The 18,469-nt window shown below is 49.6% G+C and carries 20 protein-coding genes; 8 read left to right on the top strand and 12 right to left on the bottom strand.

What is annotated here, in order from left to right; translation table 11 throughout:
• Positions 1 to 36: 36 nt before the first annotated feature.
• The 8 genes from dxs to F463_RS0106060 form a co-directional block, all read right to left on the bottom strand.
• Positions 37 to 1,881: a 1-deoxy-D-xylulose-5-phosphate synthase gene (dxs, locus tag F463_RS0106095; protein ID WP_018986175.1), complete on the bottom strand. Its 1,845-nt coding sequence runs from the start codon at positions 1,879 to 1,881 to the stop codon at positions 37 to 39.
• A gap of 2 nt (positions 1,882 to 1,883) precedes the next feature.
• The gene (locus tag F463_RS0106090) at positions 1,884 to 2,774 is read right to left on the bottom strand and encodes a polyprenyl synthetase family protein (protein ID WP_018986174.1); all 891 of its coding nucleotides are present in this window, start codon (positions 2,772 to 2,774) and stop codon (positions 1,884 to 1,886) included.
• A 26-nt stretch (positions 2,775 to 2,800) separates the two neighbouring features.
• Complete coding sequence (xseB, locus tag F463_RS0106085) at positions 2,801 to 3,046, bottom strand: exodeoxyribonuclease VII small subunit (protein WP_018986173.1); 246 nt, start codon at positions 3,044 to 3,046, stop codon at positions 2,801 to 2,803.
• A 73-nt stretch (positions 3,047 to 3,119) separates the two neighbouring features.
• Entirely contained in the window at positions 3,120 to 3,782 is a 663-nt protein-coding gene (locus F463_RS0106080; RefSeq protein ID WP_018986172.1) for an alpha/beta hydrolase, read from the bottom strand.
• Positions 3,783 to 3,875: 93 nt separating this feature from the next.
• Positions 3,876 to 4,199, bottom strand: coding sequence for a pilin (locus F463_RS15240; RefSeq protein WP_018986171.1), 324 nt, complete (start codon positions 4,197 to 4,199; stop codon positions 3,876 to 3,878).
• 73 nt (positions 4,200 to 4,272) lie between these two features.
• Positions 4,273 to 4,599 (bottom strand): pilin, encoded by a 327-nt coding sequence (locus F463_RS15235; RefSeq protein WP_026295356.1) that lies wholly within the window; start codon positions 4,597 to 4,599, stop codon positions 4,273 to 4,275.
• Positions 4,600 to 5,053: 454 nt separating this feature from the next.
• Positions 5,054 to 5,599, bottom strand: coding sequence for an SRPBCC family protein (locus F463_RS0106065; RefSeq protein WP_018986169.1), 546 nt, complete (start codon positions 5,597 to 5,599; stop codon positions 5,054 to 5,056).
• Between the two features lie 171 nt (positions 5,600 to 5,770).
• Positions 5,771 to 6,667: a YncE family protein gene (locus tag F463_RS0106060; protein WP_018986168.1), complete on the bottom strand. Its 897-nt coding sequence runs from the start codon at positions 6,665 to 6,667 to the stop codon at positions 5,771 to 5,773.
• A 293-nt stretch (positions 6,668 to 6,960) separates the two neighbouring features.
• On the opposite strand from F463_RS0106060, the gene F463_RS0106055 reads away from it, so the two are divergent.
• Positions 6,961 to 7,512, top strand: coding sequence for an RNA pyrophosphohydrolase (locus F463_RS0106055; RefSeq protein WP_018986167.1), 552 nt, complete (start codon positions 6,961 to 6,963; stop codon positions 7,510 to 7,512).
• 19 nt (positions 7,513 to 7,531) lie between these two features.
• On the opposite strand, the gene msrA is transcribed toward F463_RS0106055, so the two are convergent.
• Positions 7,532 to 8,047, bottom strand: a complete 516-nt coding sequence (msrA, locus tag F463_RS0106050) for a peptide-methionine (S)-S-oxide reductase MsrA (protein WP_018986166.1) — start codon at positions 8,045 to 8,047, stop codon at positions 7,532 to 7,534.
• A gap of 163 nt (positions 8,048 to 8,210) precedes the next feature.
• On the opposite strand from msrA, the gene gap (F463_RS0106045) reads away from it, so the two are divergent.
• Both gap (F463_RS0106045) and F463_RS0106040 read left to right on the top strand, forming a co-directional pair.
• A complete protein-coding gene (gap, locus tag F463_RS0106045; protein ID WP_018986165.1) occupies positions 8,211 to 9,212 on the top strand; it encodes a type I glyceraldehyde-3-phosphate dehydrogenase in 1,002 nt (333 codons plus the stop codon).
• Positions 9,213 to 9,308: 96 nt separating this feature from the next.
• Entirely contained in the window at positions 9,309 to 10,502 is a 1,194-nt protein-coding gene (locus F463_RS0106040; protein ID WP_018986164.1) for a phosphoglycerate kinase, read from the top strand.
• 51 nt (positions 10,503 to 10,553) lie between these two features.
• On the opposite strand, the gene F463_RS0106035 is transcribed toward F463_RS0106040, so the two are convergent.
• Positions 10,554 to 11,543, bottom strand: a complete 990-nt coding sequence (locus F463_RS0106035) for a GGDEF domain-containing protein (RefSeq protein ID WP_018986163.1) — start codon at positions 11,541 to 11,543, stop codon at positions 10,554 to 10,556.
• A gap of 150 nt (positions 11,544 to 11,693) precedes the next feature.
• Between F463_RS0106035 and gap (F463_RS0106030) the strand changes: the two genes are divergently transcribed.
• The 4 genes from gap (F463_RS0106030) to ppa all read left to right on the top strand — a co-directional run bounded on the left by gap (F463_RS0106030) (position 11,694) and on the right by ppa (position 14,670).
• The gene (gene gap / locus F463_RS0106030) at positions 11,694 to 12,755 is read left to right on the top strand and encodes a type I glyceraldehyde-3-phosphate dehydrogenase (RefSeq protein ID WP_018986162.1); all 1,062 of its coding nucleotides are present in this window, start codon (positions 11,694 to 11,696) and stop codon (positions 12,753 to 12,755) included.
• A gap of 88 nt (positions 12,756 to 12,843) precedes the next feature.
• Positions 12,844 to 13,743, top strand: a complete 900-nt coding sequence (locus F463_RS0106025) for a phosphoribosylaminoimidazolesuccinocarboxamide synthase (RefSeq protein WP_026295354.1) — start codon at positions 12,844 to 12,846, stop codon at positions 13,741 to 13,743.
• A 10-nt stretch (positions 13,744 to 13,753) separates the two neighbouring features.
• Entirely contained in the window at positions 13,754 to 14,050 is a 297-nt protein-coding gene (locus tag F463_RS0106020; RefSeq protein ID WP_018986160.1) for a YkvA family protein, read from the top strand.
• Positions 14,051 to 14,121: 71 nt separating this feature from the next.
• Positions 14,122 to 14,670, top strand: a complete 549-nt coding sequence (gene ppa / locus F463_RS0106015) for an inorganic diphosphatase (protein ID WP_018986159.1) — start codon at positions 14,122 to 14,124, stop codon at positions 14,668 to 14,670.
• Positions 14,671 to 14,740: 70 nt separating this feature from the next.
• Here ppa and F463_RS0106010 read toward each other — a convergent pair whose 3' ends face one another.
• Together F463_RS0106010 and F463_RS0106005 are read right to left on the bottom strand one after the other, a co-directional pair.
• On the bottom strand, positions 14,741 to 16,771 hold the full coding sequence (locus tag F463_RS0106010; protein ID WP_026295353.1) for a sodium-translocating pyrophosphatase: 2,031 nt from the start codon (positions 16,769 to 16,771) through the stop codon (positions 14,741 to 14,743).
• Between the two features lie 160 nt (positions 16,772 to 16,931).
• Positions 16,932 to 17,477, bottom strand: a complete 546-nt coding sequence (locus tag F463_RS0106005) for a DciA family protein (protein ID WP_245545137.1) — start codon at positions 17,475 to 17,477, stop codon at positions 16,932 to 16,934.
• Between F463_RS0106005 and F463_RS0106000 the strand changes: the two genes are divergently transcribed.
• On the top strand, positions 17,476 to 18,378 hold the full coding sequence (locus F463_RS0106000) for a M23 family metallopeptidase (RefSeq protein WP_018986156.1): 903 nt from the start codon (positions 17,476 to 17,478) through the stop codon (positions 18,376 to 18,378). The two genes, F463_RS0106005 and F463_RS0106000, sit on opposite strands and share 2 nt — an antisense overlap.
• The last annotated feature ends 91 nt before the right edge of the window (positions 18,379 to 18,469 follow it).

Raw genomic sequence — 18,469 nt, 5'->3', positions numbered from 1 at the left:
CGGGAGTGCCCGCCTGTTGATTAATAGTTGAGTTTACTACTCGGAAATTAATTTCTCAATAGCTGTGCAAATGCCAGCTCTATCTAGACCGCATTCAGCCAGCATAGTTTCATGGTTGCCATGTTCGATAAATTGATCTGGTAACCCTAAGCAACGCAACGGTTTAGTAATGCAGTGCGCTTGCAGGCACTCCATCACTGCGGACCCTGCGCCACCCATAATGGCATTTTCTTCTACTGTGAGTAGGTAGTCATGCGTGCGTGCCATTTCCAGTACCATGGACTCATCAAGCGGTTTGATGAAACGCATATTCACTACCGTCGCGTCCACGGATTCTGCCGCTTGTAGTGCTGGTTGCAGCATGCTGCCAAAGGTTAATATCGCCACTTTTTTACCTTGGCGCTTGAGTTCGGCTTTGCCGATTTCCAGGGTCTCCAGCGTTGGGGTAACAGCGGCACCGATGCCGCTTCCACGTGGGTAGCGCACAGCTGCAGTGCCTGGATAGTGATAGCCCGTGGTCAGCATCTGGCGACATTCATTTTCGTCGCTAGGCGCCATGATCACAATGTTGGGGATGCAACGCATAAAGCTCAGGTCAAAACTACCGGCATGGGTAGGACCATCTGCGCCAACCAGCCCTGCACGGTCTACCGCCAGCAACACATCCAGCTTCTGCAAGGCAATATCATGAATCAACTGGTCATAAGCGCGTTGCAAAAAGGTGGAGTAAATGGCCACGACAGGCTTGAGACCATCACAGGCCATGCCCGCGGCAAAGGTCAATGCGTGTTGTTCGGCAATGCCAACGTCAAAATAACGTTGCGGATAGGCCTCGGCAAAACGGTTGAGGCCGGAGCCATCACACATGGCAGGGGTGATCCCTACCAGTTTCTCATCCGCCGCGGCCATATCTACCAGCCAGTCACCAAAAATCTGTGTGTATGTCGGGCGCTCACTATGGCTCAGGCTGTGGCCATTTTGCGGGTCAAACTTGCTGACACCATGGTACTTATTCGGGTTATCTTCTGCCGGGCTGTAGCCTTTGCCTTTCTGCGTGACCACATGCAGGAATTGCGGGCCTTGCAACTGGCGGATATTGCTCAAGGTATCTACCAGCGTATCAATGTCATGCCCATCAATCGGGCCGATGTAATTAAACCCGAACTCTTCGAACAGCGTGCCTGGCGTGACCATGCCCTTGGCATGTTCTTCGGCGCGGCGGGCAAACTCTTTCACTGGTGGAATGATATCCAGCACTTTTTTACCACTGCGGCGCACGCTGTCATACAGCTTGCCAGACATCAGGCGCGCCAGGTAATTATTGAGCGCGCCCACATTGTTGGAGATGCTCATGTCGTTGTCATTGAGGATGACCAAAATGTTGGTATCCATATCACCCGCATTATTCAATGCCTCGAATGCCATGCCCGCTGTCATTGCCCCATCACCAATGATGGCAACACTGCGGCGGTGAGAACCTTGTGCTTTGGCTGCGACTGCCATGCCTAACGCTGCGGAAATCGACGTGCTCGAGTGGCCCGTGCCAAAAGTATCAAATTCACTTTCATCACGTTTGGGGAATCCGGCAATGCCGCCTGCTTTACGCAAATTAGCCATGGCTTCACGGCGGCCAGTCAGGATTTTATGCGGATAGGTTTGATGGCCGACATCCCACACCAAACGGTCATCCGGCGTGTTGTAAATGTAGTGTAAGGCAATGGTGAGCTCCACCACTCCCAGGTTGGAAGATAAATGCCCACCAGTTTGTGACACACTGTGAATCAAGAAAGCGCGTAACTCAGCTGCCAGCACTTTGAGTTGAGCGCGCTCAAGTTTGCGTAAATCTGTGGGCGAATGTATACGGGACAGCAGCGATGTCATGATTAGAATGGGCGCTCACAAATGAATTTGGCAATGCCTCTCAGTGGGTCGGCTTTGCAGTTAAAGCCGGACAGCAATTGCATGGTTTGCTCGTACAAGGTGTTCACCAGTACTTTGGCTTCCTCTAAACCGAGCAGGCTAACGTAAGTCGACTTTTCCTGTAACGCATCTTTGCCCGCGGTTTTTCCCAGCGTTTGCGTATCTGCCGTCGCATCCAGGATGTCATCAACCACTTGAAACGCCAAGCCCATATGCTGGCTGTAATGCTCTAGAGCATGTATCAATGCTGGAGGCGTTTGAGGTGCTGCGTAAGCACCAAGTAGTGTAGCGGCCCGTATCAGTGCCCCGGTTTTATACTGATGCATAGTTTCAAGTTCGCGACGTGAGAGCCGCTTGCCCGTACTTTGCAAGTCAATGCTTTGTCCGCCGCACATACCCCTTGAGCCGGTTGCCTGAGCCAGCACTTGCACTTGTTTGAGCGCTTGTGGTGCCTGTGTTTCGGCAATGCATTCAAAAGCCAAGCTTTGCAGTGCGTCCCCGACCAAAAGTGCTGTGGCATCATCATACTGCTTGTGACAGCTTGGCTTACCACGTCGTAAATCGTCATCATCCATACAGGGCATATCATCATGCACTAATGAAAAAGCATGAATCAACTCTACCGCGGCAGCGCTTGCGTCAGCCGCCATCCTTGATGTCCCTGCCAGCTCTGCCCCTGCATAAGTCAGTAATGCCCGAACACGCTTTCCACCGCCTAGGACCGCGTAGCGCATCGCCTGGTGCAAACGTTCCGGCAATGCTTGCTCGTCTGGTACGATTCGTGCAAGTACCTGCTCCACATGCTGTTGATGTGCCGCTGCCCAATGATCAAAAACAAAAGCCGGGTTAGTCATGAATAAAAGGCGAAAGAGGGCGTGCTTTAATTCGGTTCGAAAGGAGTGAGTTGTTGCTGCTGATTCAATATCATGACCGTCTGTTCGGCTTGCTGTAGTGACTCCTGGCAGGCTTGCAGCAACTGCATGCCTTCCGTATAGGCGTTTAACGCAGCTTCCAGCGGCAACTCGCCTGACTCCATGTTTTTTACAATGGTATCCAATGCAGCGAGTCTTTCGGCAAAGGTTTGTTGATCATTCACCGCAGATGGTGAGGTCTTGGAAGCGCTCATGAAAATTAGCCTGTAAAAACGCCAGCTATTTTAACAAAACTCCCCAGTCTTGCGGGATTATTCTCAAGCGTGACTAGGCCTGGGCGGGTAACACGCGCAGCAGAAAGTCGCGTATATCGTTGATCTCTTCTTCACAAACGCTGTGCGGCATTTCATATTCGTGCCATTCAACCTCATAACCAGCCGCTTCCAGCGTCTGTTTGGATGATTGTGCGGTGCTGAGCGTGATCACGCTGTCATGCCGTCCATGCGCCATCCAGATTGGTAAGTGTTTATTGGCGGGGTGTTGCTTCTCTTTAAGTTGATTTTTTAATGGCAAATAAGTGGATAGTGCTAATACGCCCGCCAAAGGTTGGTCAAAACGCGTTGCGGTGTGCAGAGCCATGGCGCCACCTTGTGAGAAACCTGCCAGTAAAATGCGTTGTGCAGGAATACCTCGCGCAATCTCAGCTTCAATCATGGCGTTAATTGTCACCTGCATGTGGTTGATGCCAGCTTCATCTTGTGGGCTATCAGGCTGTAGCCCAAAAATGTCATACCAGGCACGCATCTCGTAACCGTTGTTTAGTGTGACAGGACGATAAGGCGCGTGTGGCAGGATAAATTTTATATGGGGCAGATTGAGCATTTCCACCACTGGCTCAAAATCGTGACCGTCGGCGCCTAAGCCGTGCATCCAGATGATGCTTGCTAAAGGGTTTTTATCAATATTAATTTCAATTATAGGGATGCCCATTAGTATTTCTCATCTCACACAATGAAGAAATTGAATTGTAATGAGTGTGTGCGTTGAATGGATAAATTAATCCAACCTTCATTAGGTTGAAGCTTAGGAACAAACTGCGGTAGCGAGAATGCAGGTCGTGGTTTTGGAACCAGGAGATTTTGCAGTTGCTGAAATGGTTGTTGATGTAATGACTGCTGGAGTATCACATGCTCCACTGCTGCTTACTGGAAGGGATCTTCCGGTTTTATCTGCCAGAATATAGTTGTTAGTGAACTCTTTGGTTTGCATTGCGCACGAATTATCCGCAGCGTCCTTCGCGTAGTCTTGATATGCAGGAATCGCAATTGAGGTAAGGACGCCAATGATTCCAACTACAAGCATTAGCTCAATAAGAGTAAAGCCTTGTTGGTTCATTTTCAATTGCATATTCCTTACAAAGGTCTATGGCTTTAGAATAAGCCTTAAATGCCTGACTGGGCATTTAAGGCGTTGGGATCAATTATGCGGATGTGCAAACACCAGTTGCAAGTACGCATGTGGTGGTTTTGCTACCAGGTTCTTTGGCCTGAGCCGAAATTTCAGTTGCGCTGATGGTTGCTGCAGCTCGGCATGCGCCAGGAGTGCTTGTTGGCAATGTTCTAGCAGTTTGTTGTGCTAATACATAATTATTTGTGAAGCCCTTAGTTTGCACTGCACAAGCATTGTCTGCTGCATCGCGGGTGTAATCCTGATATGCCGGAATAGCCACAGAAGCCAAAATACCAATAATGGCGACCACGATCATCAATTCAATCAGGGTAAAGCCTTGTTGTACGTGTTTTTTCATCATAATTTCCTTTTGAGTCAAGTTTAAAGTCAAAGTCTTCTGTTTCATTCACTGCTTTTCCAACAGTGTTCGCTAAACCCTAAAGCAACAGGTGTGCCAGCTAGGATTTTATGACTATAACTCATTGAAAAATATGAATTAAGTGGTTTTTTTCGCTTAATTCTTCGATTTAAATATGCGCTTGGTGGGTTAGGTTAATTAGGTTGCAGATGACGTAAAGTGACAACCTTCGCCAATCTTTGGCAATTAGAAGTGATGTTTTTTGTCAGGTAGCGATTGGCAGAATGCAAAAAAGGGACTGTGTGGTACACAATCCCTTCATTGAGTGCCAATTTTCAGCTTTTGGCCAAAAACTGCATTTGCAAAAAACAATGTTGTTTACAACGTAAGACTTACCAGAATTTCCACCAGGGTTTACTGTTGCCTTGCGATTTTTTTCCAGAACCCTGGTTAATTACTTTCCCGATTCGGCGACCTTTTTCAGGCTTTCCAGGCCTGGATCAAAGAATTCGTTGATGGCTTTAGTGGCTGCATCATCGTTCTGCTCCGGTTTTGGAATATTGGAAGAGTCGGCGCGGGTATAGCTGCCTTTGACAGTCACCACAGATTCATTGCCGCTACCAGTCACGGTGATGGTTGGGTAAAAGTTAGCCAGTTGCAGTGTGCTTTTTTCCAGGATGTACTCATATTTCAAGCGCATGCCTGCGTCATCGGCTGAACGCAGTTTTTCGTACATCACGCCGCCATTTTTCAGTTTGACTGTGCGGTAAGTTGCGTCGTCACCGTTTTCATCTTTTTTCTGTTCAATGGTGGTGGACTCAACGCCTGCGTGCCAGGCTTGCACATTGCCGAAGTCTTTTAACAATGCCCAGACTTTTGCCGGAGCAGCCTTGATGGTCACGGTTTTTTCAAAACGTAAGGCAGCCGCGCCGTGTGCGCCAGCGGTCAGTGGAATTAATGGCAATAAGGAAACGGCAATAATGCCGAGAATTTTTTTCATTACATTTCTCCTGATATTTACAGACTTTTAAAACTGAAATTAAGCGGTACTTATATAAAGTTAGGTATATAAAAGTAGATGGTCTTGAGTTTTAAAAACAACCCGTGACTTTACCTAAAAAAAAGCTTCTTTGCGACTAATTCATGGGCGATCCTGTGAAAAAAACGATTTTTATTTAGCTTCCAATATAAATTGCCCAAAAGACCGGCACAGTTTGGGGCTGGCGATGGTGCTGGTGACGGTGTTGGTATGACTGTCAATCAATGAAACCGTATCGGAGCCCCAGTTGGCGACCACCACCTGCTGGGTGGCTTTATCGTATTCGATGCCCTCAGGGAACTCGCCGACAGTAATCGTTTTAACGGTTTTGCCATTATTCAGGTCAATCACCGAGACGCTTTCTGCGTGGTTGTTGCTGACATACGCCCAGCGACCATCCGGGCTAATGGCCACGCCATAAGGGTGCTGCCCGGTTTTGATTGTGCTCGACTGGTAAGTGTCCACATTGAGTAGCGTGAGTGTGTTGCTGACGACATTAACGACGAACAATGTGCGTCCGTCCGGGCTCAGGGAGAGCGCAAATGGATGCAGACCTACAGGGATTTGAGCCAGGGTTTTCAAGGTTTTGGTGTCTACCACGGTGACATCATTGCTATCCCTGTTGGCAATAAACAGTTTCTTGTCATCTGCGCTGACCAGCATGCCAGAGGGTGTTTTACCGGCCTTGAATGCTTTTTGTTTTTCTGGATAGCCTGTCTCTATCGCGATTACTTGCTCGCCTCCCCAGTCGGCGACATACAGGGTGTTTTCGTCGCGGCTTAAGGCAATACCAACCGCTTGCACATGTACAGGAATCTCAAGGATTTTTTGTTGTGTGACGCTGTTAATCACGGAAACAGTCTGGCTATTGGCGTTGCTGATATAGACACGGCGCTGTTTCGCTGCGATAGCCACGCCTACGGGCGCTTTGCCTACTTCAATGGTATGTGTAATTTGCTTTTTCTGTGTATCCAGTACTGATACCGTATCGCTGCCTTGGTTAGTGATATAGGCTAAATTACCAGCCATGGTATTCAAACTAAGGCCTGTCAGCAGGAGGGCGCATATGAAAAATTGCAAAGATATATATTTGCAGTCAGGTCTTCTAGTTCTTGAAGGTGAGGTGGTTAAACCGTGCATGAATTCAAAACGCCTTTGATGCTCGCAGGTTGACAGGTGGATAGCAAAAAATACTTTATCCAGATATTTAAGATTTTATCTTCATTTTAAGGTGTATTTCTAAAAGGGTGGATATGACGGTTGTCCTTTCATTAAAAGGCAAAATGTGAAAAAATTGCAGCAAATATTGAAGGCAGTTTTTTATGTTAGATCGTGATGGATACCGTCCAAACGTCGGGATTGTGTTATGCAATGCGCACAACCAGGTGTTTTGGGGCAAGCGTATCAGGGAACATGCATGGCAGTTTCCACAAGGCGGCATCAAATATGGTGAAACGCCTGAGCAGGCCATGTATCGGGAGCTGATGGAGGAGGTGGGCCTCAAGCCGGAGCACGTCAAAATTTTGGGGCGTACACGTGACTGGCTACGCTACGATGTCCCCACCAGCTGGGTTAAGCGCGAATGGCGCGGTAGTTACAAGGGCCAGAAGCAAATCTGGTTTTTATTGCGACTGACGGGCAGGGATTCTGACGTTTCCTTGCGTGCTACTGAGCATCCAGAGTTTGATGCATGGCGCTGGAGTGACTACTGGGTGCCACTGGAAGACGTGATTGAGTTCAAGCGTGAGGTTTATCAAATGGCCCTGAACGAGTTGGCTACATTTTTGCATCACTCGTCCCGGCGTATTGGCGGCAAGCCGCGCAAGCCAGCAGCGGTTTCCAAAAAAGAGCCTCCTATTGTCACGCCAGAATAATCCTTTAGTCTTGGTTTTGCTACATCCATATCGCGGATGAACGGTCCTGTGGCAGGATCCACGTCGGCCGCAAGCCATGACAGGTGTAGCCGTTAGGGTATTTCAGCAGGTAATCCTGGTGCTCTGGTTCGGCCAGCCAGAAATCACTGGCAGCAGTGATCTCAGTCACCACATCCCCGGGCCAAATGTCTGAAGCATTCATTTCATTAATCAATTGCTGCGCAATTTCTTTTTGTGCCGGATTGGTATAGTAAATTGCAGAGCGATAAGACGGCCCCAAGTCGTTTCCCTGGCGGTTTAGGGTGGTGGGGTCATGAATCTGGAAAAAAAACACCAGCAATTGCCTGAGGGTGATGCGGGCCGGATCGTAAATAATTTCTATTGCCTCCGCATGATTGCCATGGTTGCGGTAAGTGGCATTCGCTACTTCGCCACCGGTGTAGCCGACGCGGGTATTGATAATGCCCGGCAAGCGGCGGAACAGGTCTTGCATGCCCCAAAAACAGCCGCCAGCGAGAATAATGGTGTCTTGCATAAAGCTCTCTTTCCATGTGTTTGGTGTTTTACGTATCTGTGCTGTGATGTGTGAATCACTTTTCAGCTTTGTCGTGTATCAAATCAAATACTTACAATCTGTCCAGTATAGGTGGTTTAGGTTAAAATGCTGAGTTTTAGTTCTAAGCAATGTTGGGGAGCATATGTCAGTCAAGGTAGGCATTAACGGGTTTGGACGAATTGGCCGTATGGCGTTACGTGCGGCGATTGAGCAAGCAGAGTTCAGCAATATCGAAGTGGTCGCTATTAATAGCTCATATGATGTTGAATACATGATGTATTTGCTTAAATATGACTCTGTGCATGGCCGTTTTAATGCTAAGGTTGAAGCTGACAATGGTGCGCTGGTGGTGAATGGCAAGCGTATCCATTTAACGGCAGAGCGAGATCCAAACAATATTGACTGGCGTAAAGGAGGGGCTGAGGTGGTGATTGAATCTACCGGTGCCTTTTTAACGCAGGACAACTGCCAGCCGCACCTCAACGGTGGTGCCATCAAAGTGGTGCAGTCTGCACCCGGCAAAGACGATACGCCGATGTTTGTCTATGGCGTGAACCACACCGAATATGCTGGCCAGGCAATTATTTCAGCAGCATCTTGCACTACTAACGGGTTGGCACCCCTGGCAAAAGTGTTGCATGATACCTTTGGTGTCAAGCGCGGCCTGATGACCACGATTCATGCTGCCACGGCATCCCAACTGACCGTAGATGGCACCTCCAAAAAAGACTGGCGCGGCGGACGCAGTGTCTTTGAAAACATTATTCCTTCGAGTACGGGTGCAGCCAAGGCAGTGGGTAAGGTAATCCCGGCCTTGAACAAGAAGTTAACAGGGATGTCCATGCGCGTGCCTTCTGCGGATGTGTCGGTGGTTGACCTGACCGTGGAACTTAATAGCGAGGCTACTTATGAGGCGATTTGCACAGCCATGCAACAAGCGGCCGATGGCCCGCTAAAAGGCGTGCTGGAGTATACCAATGACAAAGTCGTTTCCAGTGACTTCCGCAGCAGCCCTGCTGCCAGCGTGTTTGATGCAGATGCCGGTATCATGCTCGACCCGACTTTTGTTAAAGTGGTTGGCTGGTACGACAACGAGTACGGTTATACCTGTAACCTGCTGCGCCTGGTTCAACACATTGCTTAATCATGCACGGGGCTTTATGCCCCGTTTGCTTTTTGCCACGATTTTCACCTTACCAGTTTATATTCAAGCGGTAGTGACCGCTCAAGGGAGACCTGCATGAAATTTATCAAAATGACTGACCTCGACTTGCGTGGTAAACGTGTGTTCATCCGCGCCGACCTCAATGTGCCGGTAAAAGATGGCGTGGTGACCAGTGATGCCAGAATTGTAGCCAGCATGCCCACCATTGAATACGCCTTGAAAGCGGGCGCTAAAGTCATGGTGACTTCGCATCTTGGCCGCCCAGAAGAAGGCGTTTACAGTGAAGAAAACTCATTGAGGCCAGTGGCGGATGTAATGAGCAAGCTGCTGGGGCAGCCAGTACGCCTGGTGAAAAACTGGCTGGCCCCCAATGCGCCTGAAGACAGCCTGACCACAGCAGATGGTCAGCTCATTTTGCTGGAAAACTGCCGGTTTAATGTAGGCGAAAAGAAAAATAATGATGATCTGGCCAAAAAATACGCCGCCTTGTGCGATGTATTTGTCATGGATGCTTTTGGCACTGCACACCGCGCAGAAGCCTCTACACATGGCATTGCCAAATTTGCGCCTGTGGCCTGTGCCGGAATTCTGCTCACTGAAGAGCTGGATGCATTGAGCAAAGCCTTGCTGGCGCCCGCCCGCCCGCTGGTAGCGATTGTGGGGGGCTCAAAAGTCTCGACCAAACTGACCGTGCTTGAAAGTTTGTCTGACAAAGTGGATCAGTTGGTGGTAGGCGGCGGTATTGCTAACACCTTCCTCAAGGCTTCTGGTCAGGAAGTCGGTAAGTCTTTGTGTGAGGATGACCTGGTGGATACCGCGAAGTGCCTGATGGATAAAATGGCGGCGCGTGGTGCCTGTGTGCCTATTGCTAAAGATGTGGTGGTTGGCAAGCAGTTTGATGCCAATGAACCTGCTGTCAAAAAATCAGCAACAGAAGTTGCCGTAGACGAAATGATTTTTGATATTGGGTCACAATCAGCAGCTGAGCTGGTGGACATCATTATGAAAGCTGGCACTGTCGTATGGAATGGTCCGGTGGGTGTGTTTGAGTTTGACCAGTTTGGTGAAGGTACTAAAACCATTGCCAAGGCCATCGCTGAAACCAAGGCCTTTACGCTGGCAGGTGGGGGTGACACCATTGCGGCCATCCAGAAGTACGACATTTATGACAAGGTATCTTACATCTCGACGGCTGGCGGGGCTTTCCTGGAGTTTCTCGAAGGCAAGACTCTGCCGGCTGTGGCTATTCTGGAAGAGCGCGCCCGTTAATTGCGAGATTTGCCTGGGTTGTAAGTCATAAGCTGGCTGTTGGCGTGGCGGTTAAACCGATAACGGGACAGTCAGCCTGTGATGCTTATCGTACACTTCTACACGGTTCCTGCCTTGCTTCTTGGCGACATATAAAGCCTTATCGGCCTGTTCAATCAGCAGGTTGCCATCTTCACTAAAATTCAGCGACTGGTTTCGGGCATGCTGCTCCTTCTGCCAATGTGAGTGATTTAGGCCAAGAGAGGCCACGCCTATGCTCACTGTCATTAAGCGGTGTCCGGCAAATCGGATATCTAGCGCCATGACTTTTTGCCGGATACGCTCAGCAATTTTGGCAGCCTCCTGCTGGGTAGTTTGCCCCAATACCAGGACAAACTCCTCGCCACCGTAACGCGCCGCCAGGTCGCCCGGACGGTTAGTATATTTCCTAAGGATATTCGCCAGTTGACGCAAGCACTCGTCACCCGCTGCGTGGCCCATGCTGTCGTTCAACTGTTTAAAGTGATCGGCGTCCACCATCATCACGCTCAGGCTGGATTGGTGGCGAATGGCGCGTGACCATTCGTCATGCATGAATTGCTCCAGTCTTCGACGGTTGGCCAGCCCGGTCAGAGGATCAGTCAGTGTCAATGCTGAGATGCGATCTTCGGTTTGCTTGTGATGGGTGATATTGGTGAGCGACAGTAGAAACAATTTGCCATCAGCCAGGGCCGTTTGTATCGGTTGCAAGTTCAGGGTCAGCCAGGTGGGATGCTGCGTGGGGGTGTGACACAAATAGTCAGTGGTAAAGTGATTCTGGGTGCCGTCAAGTACCCGCGCAATGCCATCCAGTAATTCCGGCTGGTTGGTATCCTGATTGGCGCGGCAGATATCCAAGTAACTGATGCCAAACCAGTCGGTTTCTATGTCTAGCCCGTAAAACAGCCCAAATGAACGCCATGCCTGATTCACATATACAATACTGCTCGATTCATCGATCACTGCAATTTGCAGTGGCAATGTGTCCAGAATACTACTCAGTAATTGTTCTGCGATGTTCACAAAATATCCGGCAGGTAGTTGAAACTCACAATTGTTAAGAGCTTGCTATTCCCATTCTAGTGAAGCAGAGGCTGCCTGTCTAATCTGAATGCTATCAAATTAGCACTAAAATTGCTTGTCTACTGACTATTCATGGCGAAGGAGTCAAAAATGGGCATTAGAGTGGGCATTAACGGGTTTGGCCGTATTGGCCGGATGGTGCTGCGCGCCGCATTAAATCAGGCAGAGTTCAAGGATATCGAGGTTGTTGCCATTAACGGCATCGAAGAACCTGAACATATGCTGTATATGCTCAAATATGACTCTGTGCACGGAAGACTGGCACAGGAAGCTCATTTAGAGGGCGGTTTCCTGGTGATTGATGGTAAAAAAATCCGTCTCACTGCACATGCCAAACCGGCAGACATTGACTGGCGGTCTGAGCATGTCGATGTCGTGGTGGAATGTACGGGTGTTTTCCTGACCCAGGAAAGCTGTGCTGCCCATATTGCAGGTGGTGCACGTATCGTAGTCCAGTCCGCGCCTGGCAAAGACGATACGCCAATGTTTGTCTATGGTGTCAATCATTACCACTACCGCGGAGAAGATATTGTCTCGGCAGCGTCTTGTACGACTAATGGCTTGGCGCCCATTGTTAAGGTGTTACATGACAATTTTGGGGTCAAGCGTGGCTTGATGACTACCATACACGCAGCGACTGCCACCCAGAAAACGGTTGATGGTACTTCTAACAAAGACTGGCGTGGCGGTCGAGGTGTTTTCGATAACATTATTCCTTCCAGCACTGGTGCGGCCAAGGCGGTTGGTAAAGTAATCCCGGCACTTAACAAAAAACTCACCGGGATGTCCATGCGTATTCCTTCCGCGGATGTGTCTGTGGTTGATTTAACGGTAGAGTTGCAACAGAGCACCACTTATGAAGAAATTTGCGCCGTCATGCAATATGCAGCCGAGCGCGACCTGAAAGGCGTGCTAGGCTATACCGATGAAGCCGTCGTTTCCAGTGATTTTAGGGGTTATCCGGCCGCCAGTGTGTTTGATGCCAGTGCAGGCATCATGCTGGACCCCACCTTTGTCAAGCTGATAGGCTGGTATGACAACGAGTATGGCTATACCTGCAATCTGTTGCGCTTAACGCGTTATGTCGGTTATGCCAAGCTGTCGATGACGGATTTGCCGCAAACTGAGCAGCAAGAGGCCGTTGCCGCTTGAGCTATTCTTGAAATATCAATAGACAATTTATTCGCCTGCAAGGGCGTGGCGCATTTATAATGTTGTTTTTATTTGTGTGATAGACATGATGCGTGCGCCTTTGCTCGAAACCTCCATCAAAAGCCTGAAAAAATTGCACCAGGGTAAGGTGCGCGATATTTACGATATTGATGACCACACCATGTTGCTGGTGAGCACTGATAGGTTAAGTGCCTTTGATGTGATTTTGCCAACGGGTATCCCGCACAAGGGCGCCATGCTGACGCAAATGGCAAACTTCTGGTTTGAGCAATTGCGAGATGTGGTGCCCAACCATTTGACCGGCATTGCGCCAGAGACTGTGGTTGCGACTGATGAAGTGGAGCAGGTGAAAGGGCGTGCTGTGGTGGTGAAAAAACTCAAGGCCTTGCCACTGGAAGCCATTGTGCGTGGTTACCTGGTAGGAAGTGGCTGGAAAGAATACAAAGCCAAAGGCACGGTTTGCGATATTTCTTTGCCGGCTGGACTGCAATTGGCTCAGCAATTGCCCCAGCCTCTGTTCACCCCTTCGAGCAAGGCTGCCGTCGGTGAGCACGATGAAAACATCAGTGTCGCACAAGTTGAGGCACTCATTGGTAAAGACCTGACAGTGCAAGTCGAAAAAGCCGCCATTGCCTTGTATACCCGTGCTGCCGAATATGCGCGTACCAAGGGCATTATTATTGCCGATACCAAATTTGAATTTGGTGTTGACGAACACGGTATCTTGCATGTGATGGACGAAGTGTTGACCCCGGATTCTTCACGCTTCTGGCCAGCAGACCAATATCAGGTGGGCAGTAACCCGCCTAGCTATGACAAGCAATATGTGCGTGACTGGCTGGAAAGTTGCGGTTGGGACAAGACGCCGCCCGGCCCGGAACTGCCAGCGGATGTGGCACAACGTACTTCTGATAAATACATGGAAGCATTTGCCAAGTTGACCGGTCGTACCTTGCTGACGGAGTAATTGCACTGAGATGGGATTGCGTGCGCAACTGGCGACATTAGCTGGCCGGTTTAAAACAGAGGTGTTGTTTTACCGTGCATTGCATGCCCATCCGCAAACGCCATGGCTCGCCAAAGCTCTGCTCTGGTTGGCGTTAGGATACTTAGTGCTGCCATTTGACCTGATCCCGGACTTTATTCCGGTGATTGGTCAATTAGATGAGTTGGTGATTATTCCGTTATTGCTTTATCTGGCACTCAAACTAACACCTGTCAGTGTCAGGCAGGCATGTCGCGAGTTGGTGTCAGCTGAGCAAGATCAAAAATAGTGCTATTTGCCTGCAAGGCGTCATATTATTCGCCTATAATGGCGATTTTTTGTTGAAATGGGTTTAACAAGATGTCTTTGAATTTGGTGCCAAGCGGCAAAGATTTACCGCACGACTTTAACGTCATTATCGAAATTCCGGCCAATGGCGACCCGGTTAAGTATGAAGTGGACAAAGAAAGTGGTGCGCTGTTTGTGGATCGTTTCATGGGTACTTCTATGCAGTATCCTTGCAACTATGGCTATATTCCACATACCTTGGGTGACGACGGAGACCCGGTGGATGTGCTGGTGATTACGCCAGTGCCATTGTTGCCTGGTGTTGTGGTTCGCTGCCGCGCATTAGGCATGCTGAAAATGACAGACGAAGCGGGTGGCGATGCAAAAGTGCTGGCCGTGCCTATCGAAAAAGTATGTGGCCTCTATGCCTACCAGAAAACCTTGAGCGATGTTTCTCCATGGCGCCTGGATATGATTGCGCATTTCTTTGAGCACTACAAAGACCTGGATAAAGGTAAATGGGTAAAAATCGAAGGCTGGGTAGGCATTGAAGATGCGCACAAGGAAATTACCGATGGTGTTGCCCGTTATAACGAGGCGGAAGTAAAGCCAGCGTTCTAATCTGGAGCGTGCATGATAAAAAAGTCGGCCCAGGCCGACTTTTTTTATTGCTCTCTGTGATGTGCGTGATTTAGTGTAACAATGGTACGATCAGCAACGCCACAATATTGATAATCTTGATTAAAGGGTTGACTGCCGGACCTGCCGTATCCTTGTATGGGTCGCCGACCGTATCGCCAGTGACTGCGGCCTTGTGTGCGTCTGAACCTTTGCCGCCGTGATGGCCATCTTCAATATATTTCTTAGCGTTATCCCATGCGCCACCGCCAGTACACATGGAAATCGCTACAAACAGGCCGGTGACAATGGTGCCCATGAGTAAGCCACCAAGCGCGACCGGACCCAGGAACAGCCCCACAAGAATAGGCGCGGCAACGGGTAACAGCGAAGGTAGCATCATTTCCTTGATCGCCGCACTGGTCAGCATATCTACCGCCTTGCCGTATTCAGGTTTGGCAGTGCCCTCCATAATGCCCTTGATTTCGCGGAACTGACGGCGGACCTCTTCCACCACGCTACCAGCAGCGCGGCCCACTGCTTCCATCGCCATGGCGGCAAACAGGAAGGGGATCAGGCCACCGATAAACAGGCCGATAATCACCTTCGGGTCACTTAAGTCAAAGCTGGCGGTAATGCCCGCACCTTCCAGTTTGTGTGTGTAATCTGCAAATAGCACCAGTGAGGCCAGGCCAGCAGAGCCAATCGCATAACCTTTGGTGACCGCTTTGGTCGTATTGCCGACGGCATCCAGCGGGTCAGTCACATCACGCACGCTGCTAGGCAGCTCCGACATTTCGGCAATGCCACCGGCGTTGTCGGTAATCGGGCCGTAAGCATCCAGCGCCACCACAATACCCGCCATGCTCAGCATCGCCATCGCAGCAATCGCTACCCCATACAAACCTGCCAGGTGGAAAGAGACAAAAATGGCGATACAGACTGAAATGACAGGCAGGGCGGTCGACTTCATCGAGACGCCTATGCCCGCAATAATGTTAGTGGCGTGCCCGGTGGTAGAAGCTTGTGCGACATGTTTGACTGGTGCGTAATCGGTACCGGTATAGTATTCGGTAATCCATACCAGGGCTGCGGTCAGTACCAGTCCAACGGCGCAGGCGCCAAACAGGGCTTGGCTAGAGACGGTCACTTCACCGTGGGTGTAACCTTGTGGAAATACATACTGTGTCACAAAGTAAAAAGCAATCAGCGACAATATGCCAGCCACTGCTAAGCCTTTGTAGAGCGCGGGCATGACATTCTTCATGCCAGGTGAGGCTTTGACGAAGAAGCAGCCAATAATTGAAGCAATGATGGACACTGCGCCTAACAAAAGAGGATAAATGACCCCATTGGCACCGGCTTCAGCGGCCATCAGTCCGCCAAGGACCATGGTAGCGATCAGTGTGACGGCATAGGTTTCAAACAAGTCCGCCGCCATGCCTGCACAGTCACCTACGTTGTCACCAACATTGTCGGCAATGACCGCGGGATTGCGTGGGTCATCTTCCGGAATGCCTGCTTCCACTTTGCCGACCAGGTCTGCGCCCACATCAGCACCCTTGGTGAAAATGCCGCCACCTAAACGTGCAAATATGGAAATCAATGAAGAGCCGAATGCCAGGCCGATCAATGGGTTTAAATCAGTCGCTTGTTCCGCGCCAAGATAAAAATAAAATCCAGCCACGCCCAACAGGCCCAAACCCACAACCAGCATGCCGGTGATCGCACCACCTTTAAAAGCGACGTCCAGCGCAGGACCTATGCCGTTGGTAGCCGCTTGTGCGGTTCGAACGTTGGCCTTGACGGAAACGTTCATACCAATAAAACCACAGGCCCCTGACAGCACGGCACCCAGTACAAAACCAATTGCGGTTTGTGGCGTTAAGAAGATGCCAATTAAAATAGCCAGTACGATGCCGACCAGGGCGATGGTTTTATATTGCCTTGAAAGATAAGCGGCTGCGCCTTGCTGAATAGCGCCCGCAATTTCTTGCATGCGTGCGTTGCCTGCCGGTAAACCTGAAATCCATTTGCTCATTACTACACCATAGAGTACCGCCAAAACTGCTGCACCTATGGCTAACATTAGTGCGACTGACATGACTTCTCCTGTTCCTGATGAAACTGCGTTGAACGTAATGACACCTTATTGGCCGGTCACAAAGTTGTAAACAAAATGTAACGGGTTGGACCATTATTGCACTATTAAAGTGCGTCTACAAGCGCGTTTTTGGGGCAATTTTGAAGGGTAGTTGTTGCAGTCAATCGTGACGTTGATGATTGATAAAATGACGTAAAGCAGCTTCCAGTGCTGGATTGTTCGCTTCATTTGCATAGGTTTCCAGCGTGCTTAAAGCACGATTTGAGGGCGCTTTAATGCGTTTATGCTTGCTTTGCGGGCGAGATTTTACTTGCACTTTGACCTTAATTGCGTTAAGGTTTAAGCCTTTGATTTTCCGGGAGTTTTGGCAAAAATCCCGGATTTTTCGCAAGAGTTGGGCTTCCATTAGCCTGATTCTGCTGGCCACCGCGCCCGATTGCACAGCAATCGTCAGAGCGCCATCATGTAAAGCCAGTACATGCGAAAACCTGGAGAATTCCGGGGCAACTGCAGACCAGCAATCTTGTAGCTGCTGGCGATCATCCGCCTCCTGTAACAAAGGTTTGAGGTCGTGATGGTGTTTGAAAATCTGGTTGATTTTGAACATGGCGGATTGTCCACAGAATGCTTGAATATTGTACACCACGCAGGTCGTCCGTTTGGGTCTGCCATCCAGCCGCCCGTGAATAACGAGAGTTCGTAGCATGATTAATATCATTATTGTTTCAGAAAAAATGGCCAAACCCAAAACGCTGGGTGTGTTTGAAAGTTTGGGCATAGTGCTGGCACTGATTCTGGTCCCTGTAGTACTCACATTGCTATTTATTACCCCGCAGCAAGTGATTAAATCCCAGGGCGTGAAGGCGATGCTGCCCCCACATTTGCGTGGTGCCATGTTGTCTACCCAAAGCCACCTGGATGCCTATGCCAAGCAGATTGGTGAGTTGCAGGCACGGATATTGCGGCTGGATGCCCAGAACCAGCGGTTATCCAAACTGGCAGGCGTCAAGTCAAGTGCCGAGCCTATCAACCAAAGAACACCAGTCAATGACTTGATGGGGCAGGGTGGACCCTTGGTGAAAGATTCGCCTTTAAGTGAAGAGGACCTGAAGACAATTATTGAGCAGATGTCGGCCGATCTCGATGTTCGTGATGAGTTCCAGGGCAAACTTGAAGCCAAACTGTTGCAGAGTAGCGTATTGCGCGAAATGTTGCCAAATAGCAGTCCTGTAGGAGTGGCTTACAGTTCTTCTAGTTATGGTTGGCGCATTGACCCGTTGAGCGGGCACCGCGCATTTCATGAAGGTTTGGATTTTCCGGCGTCAGTCGGTACTGCGGTTTATGCAGCAGCCGATGGGATTGTGACCACGGCGGTACAAACATCTGACTATGGCAATTTGTTAAAAATTGACCATGGCTCAGGTCTGGAAACCCGGTATGCACACAATTCTAAATTGCTGGTCAAGTCAGGAGAGCGCGTGACCAAAGGGCAGAAAATCGCCCTCATTGGTAGTACTGGCCGCTCCACCGGTCCGCATTTACATTATGAAATCAGGCTCAATGGCAACCCACTCGATCCGCGTGAATATCTCAGGAACCACTCCTGAGTAAAGTAGTGATTGATGCAATAGTTGAGACAACCTCCCTCTATATCTTATACAATCTCGGTTTATTTCTATTAACGCCGCGCATGCGGAA

It is taken from the genome of Methylophilus methylotrophus DSM 46235 = ATCC 53528 (assembly GCF_000378225.1).
Classification (GTDB): Bacteria; Pseudomonadota; Gammaproteobacteria; order Burkholderiales; family Methylophilaceae; genus Methylophilus; species Methylophilus methylotrophus.
This window is presented reverse-complemented; position numbering and strand designations above follow the sequence as displayed.